This is a genomic window from Halovenus aranensis, assembly GCF_900100385.1.
In the GTDB taxonomy this organism is placed as follows: Archaea; Halobacteriota; Halobacteria; order Halobacteriales; family Haloarculaceae; genus Halovenus; species Halovenus aranensis.
The window spans coordinates 18,372-32,227 of record NZ_FNFC01000018.1 but is presented as its reverse complement, the minus strand read 5'-3'; the positions used below and the strand labels follow the sequence as shown (position 1 = coordinate 32,227).

Below are 13,856 nucleotides of genomic sequence, written 5' to 3'. Positions count from 1 at the left end.
CCGTGAGATCGTCCTCCTGTTCGCGCTCAACAATCTCAAGAAACTCGCCAAAACGCTATGATCCGACTCCCGTCCCGCATTTTCAATAGAGCAGTGTGATCGGGCTTCGAAAGTAGCTCCTCTACCGGTCCGCTGTCGACGGTTCGTCCGTCTGCGAGAACGGTGACGTTGTCGCAATGTTCACTTGCAAGCCCGAGGTCGTGCGTAACCAACAACACCCCGAGGTCACGCGTCTCAGAGAGGTCTTCGAGCAGTCCAAGTACGCGTGCCTGTGTTGTCGCGTCGAGACCACTCGCCGGTTCGTCGGCGACGAGGATATCGGGTTCACCGGCCAGCGCCGTCGCAAGAAACGCACGCTGACATTGCCCGCCACTCAACTCCGACGGGTACGCATCCAGACACGCCTCCGGGTCGTCGATACCGACTTCTTCCAGAAGCGCAATCGCTCGATCACGGTGTCGTGGAAAACTGCGCCGCCGAAAGCGGTGAGAGACGGACTCGAGCAAGGAGCTATCGGTGACTGGGATACCGCCCGCACGGATTGCTTCTACCAACTGCTCACCGACGGTGTATATAGGATCGAACGCCGTCGTTGGGTCCTGAAACGCGAATCCGACGCGAGAACCGCGAATGGCCCGCCACTCCTCGGTGGTGGCCGTGGTGAGGTCTCGGTCGTCCAGTAGTATCGATCCAGACTGGATGGTGGCGGGTTCGTGGATGCCGGCAACGGCACGGGCGAGCGTTGACTTTCCAGCCCCGCTCTCGCCGACGAGCGCGATGAGGTCCCCACGTTCGACCGTGAGGTTCGCATCATCGACAGCGGTTTGCTGGCGGCTTTCACTACTGTATGTGATTGTCAGGTTGGTAATGTCGAGTCGTTCCATCGTCTCAACGCCCCCTGTTCGTTCGTCCGTCCGGGTCGAGGGCGTCGCGGAGTCCATCGCCCAGAAGCGTGAATCCTAGTACTGTTAGCACGATTGCAATTCCAGGAACGTTCACGAGCCACCACGCAGTCTGCAGGTAGTGGCGGCCGGAGGCGATCATGGTCCCCCATTCGGGGGTCGGCGGCTGTGCGCCGAGCCCGAGGAAGGATAGCCCGGCCGTCGCGAGGATGACCGTTCCCACGTCTAGGGCTGCGAGGACGATTGTCGGGCCGAGCACGTTCGGCAGGACGTGCTCGAGGACGACGCGGTAGCGTGGTGTTCCGGACAGACGAGCGGCCGTAACGTAGTCACGCTCGCGAACGGACAGTACCTCCGACCGGACGACCCGTGCGTAGGTCCCCCAGCCGACGACCGCCAGTGCGAGCAACACGTTCGTGAGACTGGGACCAGCGATACCGGCGATGACCAGTGCCAGGACGATGCCGGGAAACGCGAACAGAAGGTCGACGAACCGCATCATGAGTTCGTCGATCCACCCCCCGCTATAACCGGCCACGAGCCCGATACCGACGCCGAGAAGAAACCTGACGGCTGTGACTGTGATAGCGATACCCAGCGAGAACCGCGCTCCGTGGACGATTCTGGCGAACACGTCCCGACCGAGTCGATCGGTTCCGAACGGGTGCGCTGGCGAGGGAGGTTGCAGTCGACTCGTGAGGTCCTGTGCCAGTGGGTCGGTCGCGAGCAGTTCCGGACCCAGCAGTGCGACGGCGGTAAGCGTCATCACGAGCAGCGCGCCAACAGCCGTCTGTGGCTTCCGAAGCGCCCGTCGTAAGCGGCGTGTACGTGAGCGAGACGATGTCTCGTCACCCGCCCCTGTGGAAAAACTCACGCTGGGTCACCCCCAACGTTAATTCGTGGGTCAATCAGCCCATACGCGAGGTCAGTCACGGTGTTGACCGACACGAACAGGACACCGGCGAGCAGCGTCACGCCCTGGACGACGGGATAGTTCCGGTCGAAGATCGCATCCACCAACAAGGTGCCGAGTCCGGGTCGCTGGAAGACTACTTCGACGACGACGGCGCCGTTGAGGACGAATCCCAACTGGAGGCCGACCACTGTGAGTAATGGTAACAGCGCGTTTCGAAGCGCGTGCTTTCCGACGACGACCCATTCGCTCAGACCGCGGGTGCGCGCGGCAGTAACGAATTCCGCGCCGAGCGTGTCCTGAAGCGTCGCACGGAGCAACCGAGTCTGGACGGCTGCGAGTCCAGTGCCGAGAGTAATCGAGGGAAGGGCGAGATGGGCGAGTGTCCCGCTGCCGTAGACGGGCGTCAGCCCGAGCTTCAAAGAGAAGGCAAATATCAGGAGGTAGCCAAGCCAGAAGTTCGGCATCGCAACGCCGAGAAGTGCGATGGTCTGGCTCAGGTGGTCGGCAAGTCCCTGTGGGCGGCGGGCACTGAGGATACCCGTCGGGAGAGATACCGCGAGCGACACCGCGAGCCCCCCAGCAGCTAGTTTGACTGTTCCCGGGAGTCGATCCATGAGCAGTTCGCTCACCGACCGCTCGTGGTAGTACGACTGGCCCAAATCACCTTGCAGGAGGTCACCAAACCAGTGGAGATACTGCCAGTGTATCGGCTCGTCCAAGCCGTGCTTCGCACGGAAGGCCTCGATTTGTTCGGTCGTCGGCGCTTGGCCAAGCTGTTTTTGCAGTACTAGCTCTGCCGGATCCCCTGGCGCGATCCCGGTGAGACTGTAGGTGACAGCGCTGACCAGCACTAGGGTGACCGCCGTCAGCGTCAACCGGCGGAAGAGATACTGCCAGTGCATCCGCTACTCGTTTGCGAACTCCGTCCACCGAGTCATGTGGGGGACGGCGTGCATCTGTGGGACCGTCGTGTTCGCACGCTGGCCGAAGACATACTCCTTATAGTATACCGGGACGAGTACGCCGTGTTCCATGACGCGCTGCTGTACCTCGCGGTAGGCCTCGTGTTTCGTCTCCTCGTCCAGTGCCTGGTCACCCGTTTCGATGAGGTCGTCCACATCCGGCCCAAGGTTGTACAGTCCAGTGCCCTCCGATTCGTGGAGTGCAGCGTTATCGCCGCCTTCGGAGTGGAATTGCAGTCGAACGAGGTAGTCCGCGGCCCCGTTGATCGATCCTAGTTCAATCAATGTGAGGTTCGAGTCGGCTCTCTGCTCTGTCGTGTAGAACGAGCCGCGACCGAACTGGCGGACCGTACTCGAGACGCCGATCTCGGCGAAGCGCTCCTGCATCCGTGTCGCGATGAGTTGCATATGCGGTGTGTCGCTACTCACGTGCAACTCTACGTCTTCACCATCGTATGCCGATTGCTCGACCAGTTCACGAGCACGCTCTAAGTTCGGTCCGTACGCAGGGAGATCGTCGTGTGCCGACCACGGAATCATCGGCGGGTACGGACCTTTCGCCGGTGCACCGATTCCACTCAGGATGGACTCGACGATGGCCTGCTGGTCGACGGCGTAGTTGAGCGCTCTACGGAGGTCAGCGTCGTCAGTCGGCGAATTGTAAAGGTTGACCATCGCAGATCCGGCACGTGGCTCACGCTTCGTGCGAACCTGGATATCCTCGTTCGCAGAGAGGAGTTCGTAGTCCTGCCGAGGGATCTCGAACGACGCATCGATGTCGCCGGATTGGAGGCTTGTCGACCGCGTCGTGGGATCGGAGATTCCCTCGAAAGTGAGCTCTTCCAGTTGCGGTTCGTCACCCCAGTAGTCCCCGAAGCGAACAGTCTCTAGTGGGCTGTCTGCGTCAACCGCTTCGGCCTCGAACGGTCCAGTGCCGATAGGGCGCTCGTAACTACTTGGGTGTTGGATACCGAACAGCGGATGGCTCAGTGTCCCGGCGAGCGCCCCGAACCGTGCGACGGTCTCGATCTGGAGCGTTCGGTCATCCAGTGCGGTAAAACTCTCATCAGTTACCTTTGCCCACCCGAGTGGCCGGTCCGCGAGCAGCGCCGACAACGATTGAGCGACGACGTCCGCAGTGAGGTCCTCCCCGTTGTGGAACGTCACGTCATCACGAAGTCTGAACTCCCATGTCGTGTCATCGACCGTCTTCCACTCCGTTGCGAGCCACGGCTCTATCTCCGAGAAGTCGTGTGATGAGGCCGTCAATGTCTCGTGCATCGGTGAATAGTACGGCGCCGCACCACCGTACATCGACCAGTCTCCACTGGTAAGGGATTGGCTCAATGCGACCGTCTTTGAGCCGCCGCCGGTTTCAGCGCCGAGTGACTGGCAACCGGCGGTCATCGCTACGGCACCACTTGCGACGCCACCGAGTAACTGGCGTCGTGAAAGCGTCTGTTGCATCGTACTTATCAATATTAAGACGAATAGTAATAATAGTTGTTAATAATAGCTATAGAGTTAATACATCCACATAGTCTGATCGAGATGGGGATCGACCATCGATTCGACTGTTCGTTGGACGGATGACGCAGTAGGAAAAGAAATCGAGGAGAGGATATCGGCGAACGGAGTCAGGTCCTGGGTGGTCGCGCACGGGCGAGGACGTGTCCGTCGTGAAAGCGGCAGTTACACCGGAAGAAGTCTGCAGCGGAGCCCTTTTCGCGGAACGATCGAGCCACTGCCAGAGCCGATGCGTCACTCTCAACCTCGACATTGACAATCGATTGGTGTCTACGGTTGAGAGCCTCCATCGCTTCGGCGGTGTCAAGCCGTTCGGGCTGGAGCGACTCCAACAGTATCGCCTCAGTCGTCCACTCTTCTAACTTTGGAACCGTTTCATCAGATATCGCCGCTGCGACGGTATCGTTTTCGTAGAAGTATTCCGCGAGTTCGGGTCCGTCGAGATCACTGAGTCTGTCACGGTAGCACTCCTCGAAGCGATTGACGACGAGAAACACGTCGGAGTCGAGCTGGTCTATCACGCGCTCGTAGGCAGCCACACGGTCCAGCATCGCGGGCGTCACGACGACGAAGACAGTATCGAGTGCGTCACCTGCAGTTTCGAGGATTTCCGTTCCCGGGGAGTGATCGACGACTGTCCAGTGGACGCCAAGGGGGCCGACCTTCTCAGGCGAAGCCGAAGGCTGTTCGAAAAACGTCGCGGCTTCCCCGACGATTGCGACGTCGGTCCGCTCGGAGAGTCGATTCGCGACCATCGTGGCGACGGTCGTTTTGCCAGCGCCTTCGGGTCCGACGAACCCGATCCGTTGACGATCCACGTGGCGAGTTTGATCCTCGAGGGGAGTCTCTGTCGGCGCGGTCTTCGATCCGGAACTCATAGCTGTGCTTGCTCTCTGATGGCGGGGTCGACCGCCCGGCTCTCAGAAATCGTTTCGAGCGCCTCCGTCGCGCCGAGTTCTTTGAGTTTCCTAACAGCCGCTCGCCGGATGGGGCCAGCGATGCCGTTGGTCTGCGTGAGTGTGCTGAGTTGGTCGACAGCACCTATCCGTCTCAGCTCACTGACCGCCTCTCGGCGCGTCTCACGGGAGGCAGACTTTGCGACGGACTGCTGGAATAGGCTTCGTTTGCTCGGCATGGTCAATCAGCCAACCCCACTTCTTCCGCGTCGTCAGCATCTGTCGCTTCCGTCTGTTCGTCCGCTGCTTCGAGGTCGAATGTCGGGAAACGGTCTTCGAACGCATTCCAGTCGGCGTCCATCTCTTCGTCGGTCAGTGTAGCTGCATCGAGATCCGTTCGGAGCGCGTCGTGGTCCATGTCGGTACCGATAAGAACGAGTCGGGTTCCTCTGTCACCCCACTCCTCGTCCCACACCTCCTCTAGCTGGGGATTGGCCTCGAAGTAGGCCTCGCGCTCTTCAGTCGGAAGCGCCGCAATCCATCCGCCCGCGGGTGCAATTCGGATAGATTGGCCAGCAGCATCTATCCCGAGTGCCATATCTTCACGTCCCGCGAGCCAGAAGTGACCCTTCGACCGGACCACATTCGTCGGAAACTCGTCCAGCAACTCGGCGAATCGTTCGGGGTGGAACGGTCGGCGGGATTCGAAAACGAATGAGGTGACGCCGTGTTCCTGCTCGGCAGACTCGTGTGGTTCCTGCAGTTCCTGCATCCAGCCAGCGGACTGACTCGCTGCTTCGAAATCGAACCGACCAGTATCGACGATTGCCTCCGGATCGACGGCGCCGTGTTCGGTTCGGATGATCTCCGCGCGCGGTTGCAGCACCTCGATCATCTCTTCGATTTCGTCGAGCGTCTCCTCGTCGACGAGGTCACACTTGTTCAACAGGAGGACGTCGCAGAACTCGATTTGTTCGACTAGGAGGCTTCCAAGGTCCTTCTCGGTGTCGCCGTCCATCAGCGATTCCTTCGAATCGAACGTTGTCCAGAACTGATGGGCGTCGACCACGGTGACCGTCGTGTCGAGTTCGTAGTAGTCCATCACCTCGATGCCGGTCTCCTCGTAGAACTCCGTGGGATCGAGGTCTCCCTGGTCGAATCCCATGGTGAGCGTCTGGGCGACGGGCAACGGTTCGGCGACGCCCGTTGATTCGATTACCAGGTAGTCGAACTCGCGGGCTTGTGCGAGCTTCGCGAGCGCGTCCAGCAGGTCGCCGCGTAGCTCACAGCAGATACAGCCGTTCGACAGTTCGATCAGGTCCTCATCGTCCTCCGAGATGTCCGAGTGTTCGGCGACGCGCTCGGCGTCGACGTTCACCTCGCCCATGTCGTTGACGAGGACCGCGACGTCCAGGTCCGTTCGCGTGTTCAGGAGGTTGTTCAGCACGGTCGTCTTGCCCGCGCCGAGGTTGCCGCTCAGCACGGTGACGGGAATCGTCTCTCGACTCATCTGTTATTAAGATTAGAGCGTATATTATTTATAATTGGCTATTCAAAAAACATTGTTGTTAATTATGGACCAAGAAAATCCGGAGAAAGACAGTGGAACCGAGCAGCCGAACGATTCGAGAGACGACGGCCGACATGTCTGCCAGATGACGGGGAGCGAACAGGGTCTCGTCGGTAAGTACGACATTTGGCTCTGCCGGCAATCGTTCCGCGAACTGGCTCCAAAAATGGGGTTCAAAAAATATGAGTGACACAGAGAGTCACACTGACAACGTCCCATCCACCGGGAACGGCGGGAAAGAAACTGTCGTCGGGAAGTCGGGGCTCGTTGTTGGCCTTCCCGGGACGACGCCGACGACTAGGAACTTCCGAAGAACGATCGTCGATGTTTAACGGGATCAAGTCGCCGAATCAGGCGACTTCCTGGCTAGTTCGTGTGTTTGGAACGGAAGAATCCTATCATCCTCAGGAATTCCAGCGCCGTCAACTTTCGTGAAGGTTGCGTTCGTTTCCTCAGCGAGTCATTCTCAATTCAGGTCGAAGCGATCGTGCGTCATCACTTTCTGCCACGCGTCGACGAAGTCCTCAACGAACTTTTCCTCGCTATCTTCGGCAGCGTAGACCTCTGCGAGTGCGCGGAGTCGCGAGTTTGACCCGAAGATGAGATCCACGCGAGTCCCCATCCATTCGACCTCACCTGTTTCACGCTCTCGGAGTTCGTACACTTCTTGATTCTCTTCGCCATCGGTTGGCTCCCACTCGTATTCCATCGAGAGCACTGTCTCGAAGAAATCGTTGGTCAAGGTGTCCGTGTCGTCGGTAAAGACGCCAAACTCCGAATTCTGGTAATTCGCTCCCAGTGTACGCATGCCGCCGACCAGTACCGTTGTCTCAGCCGGCGTTAGATCCAGAAGGTCTGCTTTGTCGACCAGCAGTTCTTCAGGCGAGCGGTTCAGCGCGTCGTCCTCGGTGAAGTAGTTGCGAAAGCCATCAGCGTCCGGTTTCAGTGCCTGGAACGATTCGACATCGGTCTGCTCGGCAAGTGCATCAGTCCGGCCTGGCTCGAACGGTATTTCGACTTCGTAGCCTGTCTCAGCCGCCGCCTGCTCGATAGCCGCGTTCCCGCCGAGCACGATGAGGTCGGCAAGTGAGATGCGGACCCCATCTGAGCGAGAGTCGTTGAACTCCGTTTGAATTCCTTTGAGCGTGTCGAGTACGGTGTCCAGTTCTGCTGGCTCGTTGACGTCCCAGCTCCGTTGTGGCTCGAGGCGAATCCTCGCCCCGTTCGCGCCGCCGCGCTTGTCGCTATCTCGGTACGTCGACGCCGAAGCCCAGGCGGTTTTGACAAGCTGAGTACGAGACAGGTCGGAGTCGAGAATATCCGCTTTGAGCTCGGCTACATCCTCGTCGTCAACGAGTTCGTAATCGGCGTCGGGGATGGGCCCCTGCCAGAGCATCTCTTGGTCAGGAACTTCCGGGCCAAGGAGCCGCTCCGGTGGACCCATATCGCGGTGGATCAGCTTGTACCATGCCTTGGCGAAGCTGATCCCAAATTCCATCGGATTCTCTTGGAAGCGCTCGAGAATTTCCCGATAGTCTGGGTCCCGCTTTAATGCGACGTCCGTGGTCAGCATCATCGGAGTTGCACTCTCAATCTCGTCGTGGGCTGGCTCTGCGGAACCCTGTATGCCTTCGTCTTTTGGCCGCCACTGCCAGGCCCCACCAGGGCCCTTGTGTGGCTCCCACTCGTGATCGAGGAGGAGATCCACGTATTCCATGTCCCAGCTGGTCGGAGACTGAGTCCACGGTCCTTCGATACCGCTTGTAATCGTGTCGGCACCTTTACCCTCGCCATACTCGTTTTCCCAACCGAGGCCCTGTTGCTCGATGGGTGCCTCTTCAGGTTCGGGACCAAGATTCTCATCCGAGTCGGCACCGTGTACCTTCCCAAATGTGTGTCCGCCGGCACAGAGGGCAACGGTCTCTTTGTCGTTCATCGCCATCCGAGCGAAGGATTGGCGGACGTACTTCGCAGACTCTAGTGGGTCCGGTTCGCCGCCAGGTCCTTCTGGATTCACGTAGATCAGACCCATGTGGTCTGCGGCGAGATCACCCTGGAGATTTCCTTCTTCATCGTGGCGTTTGTCTTCCATCATCTCCTCTTCTGGTCCCCAGTCAACGCCTTTGTCCGGTGCAAAGGCGTCCTCACGTCCTCCTCCGAAGCCGAAGGTTTCGAAGCCCATCGATTCCATGGCGACGTTTCCAGAGAGGACCAACAGGTCTGCCCAGGAGAGTTTGCGGCCGTATTTCTGTTTGACTGGCCAGAGCAGTCGCCGAGCTTTATCGAGATTCGCGTTGTCCGGCCAGCTTTCGACAGGTGCAAACCGCTGTGTGCCACCTGACGCGCCACCGCGACCGTCACCGGTACGGTACGTGCCTGCACTATGCCAGGCCATTCTGATGATGAGCGGTCCGTAATGTCCGTAGTCAGCTGGCCACCACTCCTGAGAATCGGTCAACACGTCTTCAATATCTTCTTTTACTTGCTCAAAGTCGAGTGACTCGAACGCTTCAGCGTAATCGAAGTCGTCGTAGGGTTCAACGTCTCTGGCATTCTGATCGAGTATCTCCAGATCGAGTGATTCTGGCCACCAGTCTTGCGTTGCATTTCCGCCTGTCGTATTTTCTCCTGACATATGGAGTATCCAATAGCCTGTATGCGGGTGAAAAGAATCAACTGTTGTTTGGCATATGCCAATTCTACAGCCTACAAACGATTCTATTTATATTAGTTTACGAAATATCTACCCAATTCCAACTCACAGTCAGCATCCATGCCCACCATCCTCTGTTGCGTTGTCATCATTGCAACGGGGGCGGATCTTCGCGATAAAAGAAATTTGGCGTCCTGATTTCGTTCTCGTATGTATTCTCGAAAATATGCACGGTTGAGGATGCGTTTGGCGGCAAAAGCCACGACCGTTCTCCTGTCACCTTCCTGCCTGCCTCTCGTTCTTCCTGTTCGAATCGCTTGAACTGCTCTGCCGCGTTGTGGTGGTCAACGATCCGCACTCCTTGCTTCTCGAATGAGTGAAGCACAGCCTGGTTAAGTACTGCTAGTGCCTCATCTTTCCACAGCGTCCGATCGGTCGATGTATCCAAACCTAGCTGGTCAGCCACCGTTGGGAGCATATCGTAGCGGTCAACGTCTCCGAAATTGCGGCTTCCAATTTCGGTTCCCATATACCAGCCGTTGAACGGCGCAGCGGGATACTGGAGACCGCCAATTTCTAGGCGCATATCCGAGATGATAGGAACTGCGTACCACTGAAGACCAAGGTCGCTGAACCACTGATAATTTGGGTGTGAAAGAGGAACTTCCATCACTACGTCGTCAGGGATTTCAAATAGCTCTGGTGTCTTGTCGCCAACTTGAATCACCAACGGCAGGATGTCAAAGTCCGTACGCTGAGAGGACCATCCACGGGATCGACAGTAGTCAGTTAGCGCCACAGAGTTAGGGTCACCGATGACACCATTCTCTGTTTCGTACCCAGCATAGCGTAGTAGCTGATGGTTCCAGATACGGACCTGCTGGTTTCCCCTGACAGCAGGAGGAAACACTGATATCGTGGGTCGGATATTACCATCGTTCGTTGCGAAGTCGATATGTTCAATCAGAGCATTGTACACCCCTTGTGCTGTGTCAATCCCCCGTCGATCAAGCACGTGGAGACTGTCCCAAAAGTACCGACCAATGCAGCGGTTACTGTTGCGCCAGGCCATTTTGGCCCCGTGCTCGAGTTCTGCTGTTGTGTGAACGTAATGGTTCTGACGACCAATTGATGTCCAGACCTCTTTCAGTCGTGACTCAACATCTCCCTCTCGACCCAGTTCTTTGTAACACTGGCGGAGAAAGTTTTCTGCTGCTTCATAGCGGTCTCTTGGTCCATACGTTGAGGCAGGGGAATGCATGTATCACGTAACTTATGGGTTTCTGTCTCTCTTGAACCTTTGCAGGAATCTCAATCTGCTGTTCACCGTGGGTTGCTCCGTTCACGTGTGACTTCACCGATACCAGCGTTCGCTGAGCAGTTGGGACAGGCAAAGACGTTCCCCGTGTCATCAGCAAATACTCGTTTGAACTGTTCTGAAACGTGTTCTCCACAATTTTCACAGCTTGGCATGGTTTCTAATACGCGTACAGTACTGTACTGTGATTCCATTTCGTTTCTTCCAGTCGAACGGATTGGCAATTTTGCGTGCTCATCGGTCTACTCCAGTGGCTTCGATCTGTACTGCTGCGCTGTTCGGCAGAGCCTCAACACCAACGAGAGTCAGTGATGGTCGCTTGTTCTCAAAGAACTCGTCATACGCTCGCTCGACTGCACCTGATTGGCTCATCTCTGTCAGGTAGACTGTTGTCCGCAGCAGATCCTGAACTTCGATACCGGATTCAGCTGCTACGGCGCACAGATGTTCGAGAGTAGCACGTGTTTGTTGCTGAATTCCCTGGTTTAGCGCTGTTTCCTCGTCAGGAATCTGCCCGTCAAAAAAGACAAGTTGCGTGTTCTGGTCGCGTGACCAGGGACTACTGACTGACCGACGATCCGTTTCCGTTCGAGTGATGTTGTCGTACATAATATTTCTCAGGTTTCGAGTTGGCGAGTGTTCTGCTGTGACCTCTGTTGAGGCCGAGCAAATCGGTGTATTGTCGTTCGATGAGAGCACATCACCACACGGCTATGCCGTATAGCAAACGAAGCTAGCATCGTAACCCCCATGCTGATAGCAACGATTTTGTCGAGGCGACGACCGTGACGGTCCCCATTTCGTTCGATGACTGTGTGCTGATGCAGGATGTGATCCAGAGGTATGACTGTCAGCCAACCTGGCTGAGTCATCGAATTTGGTAGTTATTGAGCAGAGCACTTCGCTCGGTTCAACAGCACCATTTCCGTATTCTTTCTCATCGGGCATTACATATCTACATATTTTTGGTTAGGTAATCATTTTTGTCTTAGCATGAGCTAAAGTTATTCGAGTAGGGGGAGCAAATGTCTTTTTACGACAGATTTTAGCCAATTCAATAATTAGCAATACCCAATATGGATGCCAAGTCTCCTACGGTAGACGAAACACGCGAATTTGAGTTCGTTCTCCAGTTTGATTCGGGAGCCGATGAGTTAATGGACATTTTCAGAGAGTACGAATCTCTCTCGGTGTGGTCTTCTTCCATCTTTGTGAGCAACGATCATATGTGGCGACTCGACCACGCAAAAGGAACAGACGAAGCGCTGAGTACATTCGAGGAGGTATTCTTGGATGAGGGCCGCTGCAACGAGTGTTTTGACGTCCGGCATTGTGATACTGAACGCATGTATCACGTCCTCGATCGGCGAGAAACCAGTCGAACGATTTACACGCTCCGTCACGATATCGAAGAGTGTCGCTCAGTCCCATATTTTATTTTGAACCATGTGCAGAAGGGGACGGTATTCGAGTCTAGACGTGTTGATGATGAGTACCGATGGCGTGTTCTTTTCCCCAGTGACTATCCTATCGGGCAGGTTTACGACAGAATGGAATCCAAACTTCGCGATGGGGTATCGCTTTCGTTATCACATATTACCAGCGGCGGCAACTGGAACGCGACAGAACGGATTACGTCAGAGCTCTCGCCGGAACACTGGCAGGTATTACAAACTGCTGTTACCCATGGCTATTACGAACGGCCTCGGGCAGTTTCTGTCTCCGATCTGGCGTCAATATTGGATGAACCTCGATCAACTGTGCAGTATCGACTCCGAACTGCTGAAGACCGCATCGTCTCGAAATTTGTTCAGCAAACCCTCTGATACGGGCGTTCGTGACTCTTTACCGCCGTACAGTAACAGATAGGCTGATTCAACCCATGACACGCCCGTTTTGGTGGGGCCATGCCCAAATTGACATCCTCCTCCGCGTGGTCGGAACATACCCTCCTCACGGGAAGGCGGATGTATTCGCCTTGACATTCTGTAATCACGAACGCCCATATGAGTATATTTCCAAAGCACGTAGAATCGTTCTGATGTTCGGTCTCAACTGTGCGATGATTTGTCGTTAGCACATGCCAACTGGCAACTCAATATTGGGGAGAGCCAAGCCTGAACTGATAGAACCAGTATAATGAAACGTCAAAAATCCTTGCCATATTGTGAGGCAAATAAAAAAACGACCTCCGTGGACGACCCATCGACAGTGCTTGCTGTTCTGGCTGATGAACACGCACGGGAGATACTGTCGGCAACTGGTTGTCATCCGCAGTCTGCAGAGGAACTCGAAGCAACCTGCGATCTCTCGTCATCATCAATCTACCGAAAGGTCGATTGTCTCGTGGAGCTGGGTCTTCTCGAAGAGCAGTTTCAACCCTCGACTGAAGGACGACACAGGAGGGAATACCAATCGAACGTCGACTCGCTAGAACTCACGTATACATCAGCAGACCAATTTACGCTCGAAATAACGTGGCGTGACCGCGACACATACTAATCATCTCATCGAGTATATAACGATGCTGTAATAACTACTCATCAGAGCGAAGTCGCCCCATCAAGGGTTGTTCGATCAGGTCTGGACTTTTGAGATATTAGCTCTGGTAAATCGCCATACGTAGCTTAATTTTGGAGGGTGACGGCTGGTTTGATATTGCAGACGGAACGCGTCAGAGATGGATACAACTACTTCTGAGACGACCATCCTTCTCGTCGATGACGAGCAGGATGTCGCCGACGCATATACAGCCCAGCTTCAGAGCGACTACGACACCCGAACCGCGTATGGCGGTGAGGATGCACTTGAGAGAGTTGACGATGAAGTCGATGTCGTGACTGACTTTGAGAACCCCTCCCAGGCACCCCAAGCGTTCGAGCGTATCACCGGTCGCGACAATTACCGCTCGGGACCGTAACAAATCGCCAGTCGAAAGCAATAGTTCAAACGGGAAGGACTCTGTGTCTATCGCTTCGAGAGTCCTGTGCTCGAACTCAGCACCAAAACGCTCAGTCTGTTCACGTCCTCGTTCTATGACTTACTACGTGGGAAGCTCAGCGGGTATTGGATAAGAGTAGATTTGACACATCATCAAAATCAATTGCCATCA

General features: G+C 56.0%; 16 protein-coding genes. 5 read left to right on the top strand and 11 right to left on the bottom strand.

The window, feature by feature from the left end; translation table 11 throughout:
* Positions 1-35: 35 nt before the first annotated feature.
* From BLR34_RS15140 to BLR34_RS15110, 7 genes are all read right to left on the bottom strand, one after another.
* Positions 36-884, bottom strand: coding sequence for an ABC transporter ATP-binding protein (locus BLR34_RS15140; RefSeq protein ID WP_176765347.1), 849 nt, complete (start codon positions 882-884; stop codon positions 36-38).
* A gap of 4 nt (positions 885-888) precedes the next feature.
* Positions 889-1,776 carry a nickel transporter permease gene (gene nikC / locus BLR34_RS15135; RefSeq protein ID WP_245683239.1) on the bottom strand — a complete coding sequence of 296 codons (888 nt, stop codon included), beginning with the start codon at positions 1,774-1,776 and terminating at the stop codon, positions 889-891.
* Entirely contained in the window at positions 1,773-2,720 is a 948-nt protein-coding gene (nikB, locus tag BLR34_RS15130; RefSeq protein WP_092704550.1) for a nickel ABC transporter permease, read from the bottom strand. The genes nikC and nikB overlap by 4 nt, the downstream gene beginning before the upstream one ends.
* A 3-nt stretch (positions 2,721-2,723) precedes the next feature.
* Entirely contained in the window at positions 2,724-4,247 is a 1,524-nt protein-coding gene (locus BLR34_RS15125) for an ABC transporter substrate-binding protein (RefSeq protein WP_092704548.1), read from the bottom strand.
* A 170-nt stretch (positions 4,248-4,417) separates the two neighbouring features.
* Positions 4,418-5,125, bottom strand: a complete 708-nt coding sequence (locus tag BLR34_RS15120; RefSeq protein WP_092704546.1) for a hypothetical protein — start codon at positions 5,123-5,125, stop codon at positions 4,418-4,420.
* Between the two features lie 56 nt (positions 5,126-5,181).
* Positions 5,182-5,442, bottom strand: coding sequence for a hypothetical protein (locus BLR34_RS15115; protein WP_092704544.1), 261 nt, complete (start codon positions 5,440-5,442; stop codon positions 5,182-5,184).
* 2 nt (positions 5,443-5,444) lie between these two features.
* Positions 5,445-6,713 carry a GTP-binding protein gene (locus BLR34_RS15110; RefSeq protein WP_092704542.1) on the bottom strand — a complete coding sequence of 423 codons (1,269 nt, stop codon included), beginning with the start codon at positions 6,711-6,713 and terminating at the stop codon, positions 5,445-5,447.
* A gap of 64 nt (positions 6,714-6,777) precedes the next feature.
* On the opposite strand from BLR34_RS15110, the gene BLR34_RS15105 reads away from it, so the two are divergent.
* A complete protein-coding gene (locus BLR34_RS15105) occupies positions 6,778-6,963 on the top strand; it encodes a 30S ribosomal protein S14 (RefSeq protein WP_092704540.1) in 186 nt (61 codons plus the stop codon).
* Positions 6,956-7,105, top strand: a complete 150-nt coding sequence (locus BLR34_RS17140) for a hypothetical protein (RefSeq protein ID WP_176765346.1) — start codon at positions 6,956-6,958, stop codon at positions 7,103-7,105. The genes BLR34_RS15105 and BLR34_RS17140 overlap by 8 nt, the downstream gene beginning before the upstream one ends.
* Positions 7,106-7,239: 134 nt before the next feature.
* Here BLR34_RS17140 and katG read toward each other — a convergent pair whose 3' ends face one another.
* The 4 genes from katG to BLR34_RS15090 all read right to left on the bottom strand — a co-directional run bounded on the left by katG (position 7,240) and on the right by BLR34_RS15090 (position 11,353).
* Entirely contained in the window at positions 7,240-9,408 is a 2,169-nt protein-coding gene (katG, locus tag BLR34_RS15100; RefSeq protein WP_092704538.1) for a catalase/peroxidase HPI, read from the bottom strand.
* Between the two features lie 166 nt (positions 9,409-9,574).
* A complete protein-coding gene (locus BLR34_RS15095; RefSeq protein WP_092704536.1) occupies positions 9,575-10,687 on the bottom strand; it encodes a nitric oxide synthase oxygenase in 1,113 nt (370 codons plus the stop codon).
* A 62-nt stretch (positions 10,688-10,749) separates the two neighbouring features.
* Positions 10,750-10,899, bottom strand: a complete 150-nt coding sequence (locus tag BLR34_RS17770) for a DUF7563 family protein (protein ID WP_449271825.1) — start codon at positions 10,897-10,899, stop codon at positions 10,750-10,752.
* A gap of 79 nt (positions 10,900-10,978) precedes the next feature.
* Positions 10,979-11,353 (bottom strand): RidA family protein, encoded by a 375-nt coding sequence (locus BLR34_RS15090; protein ID WP_092704556.1) that lies wholly within the window; start codon positions 11,351-11,353, stop codon positions 10,979-10,981.
* A gap of 467 nt (positions 11,354-11,820) precedes the next feature.
* Between BLR34_RS15090 and BLR34_RS15085 the strand changes: the two genes are divergently transcribed.
* The 3 genes from BLR34_RS15085 (at position 11,821) to BLR34_RS15075 (ending at position 13,664) form a co-directional block, all read left to right on the top strand.
* The gene (locus BLR34_RS15085; RefSeq protein ID WP_092704534.1) at positions 11,821-12,570 is read left to right on the top strand and encodes a helix-turn-helix domain-containing protein; all 750 of its coding nucleotides are present in this window, start codon (positions 11,821-11,823) and stop codon (positions 12,568-12,570) included.
* A 313-nt stretch (positions 12,571-12,883) separates the two neighbouring features.
* A complete protein-coding gene (locus BLR34_RS17635; protein ID WP_143414180.1) occupies positions 12,884-13,246 on the top strand; it encodes a helix-turn-helix domain-containing protein in 363 nt (120 codons plus the stop codon).
* Between the two features lie 178 nt (positions 13,247-13,424).
* The gene (locus tag BLR34_RS15075; RefSeq protein ID WP_092704530.1) at positions 13,425-13,664 is read left to right on the top strand and encodes a hypothetical protein; all 240 of its coding nucleotides are present in this window, start codon (positions 13,425-13,427) and stop codon (positions 13,662-13,664) included.
* Positions 13,665-13,856 lie beyond the last annotated feature (192 nt).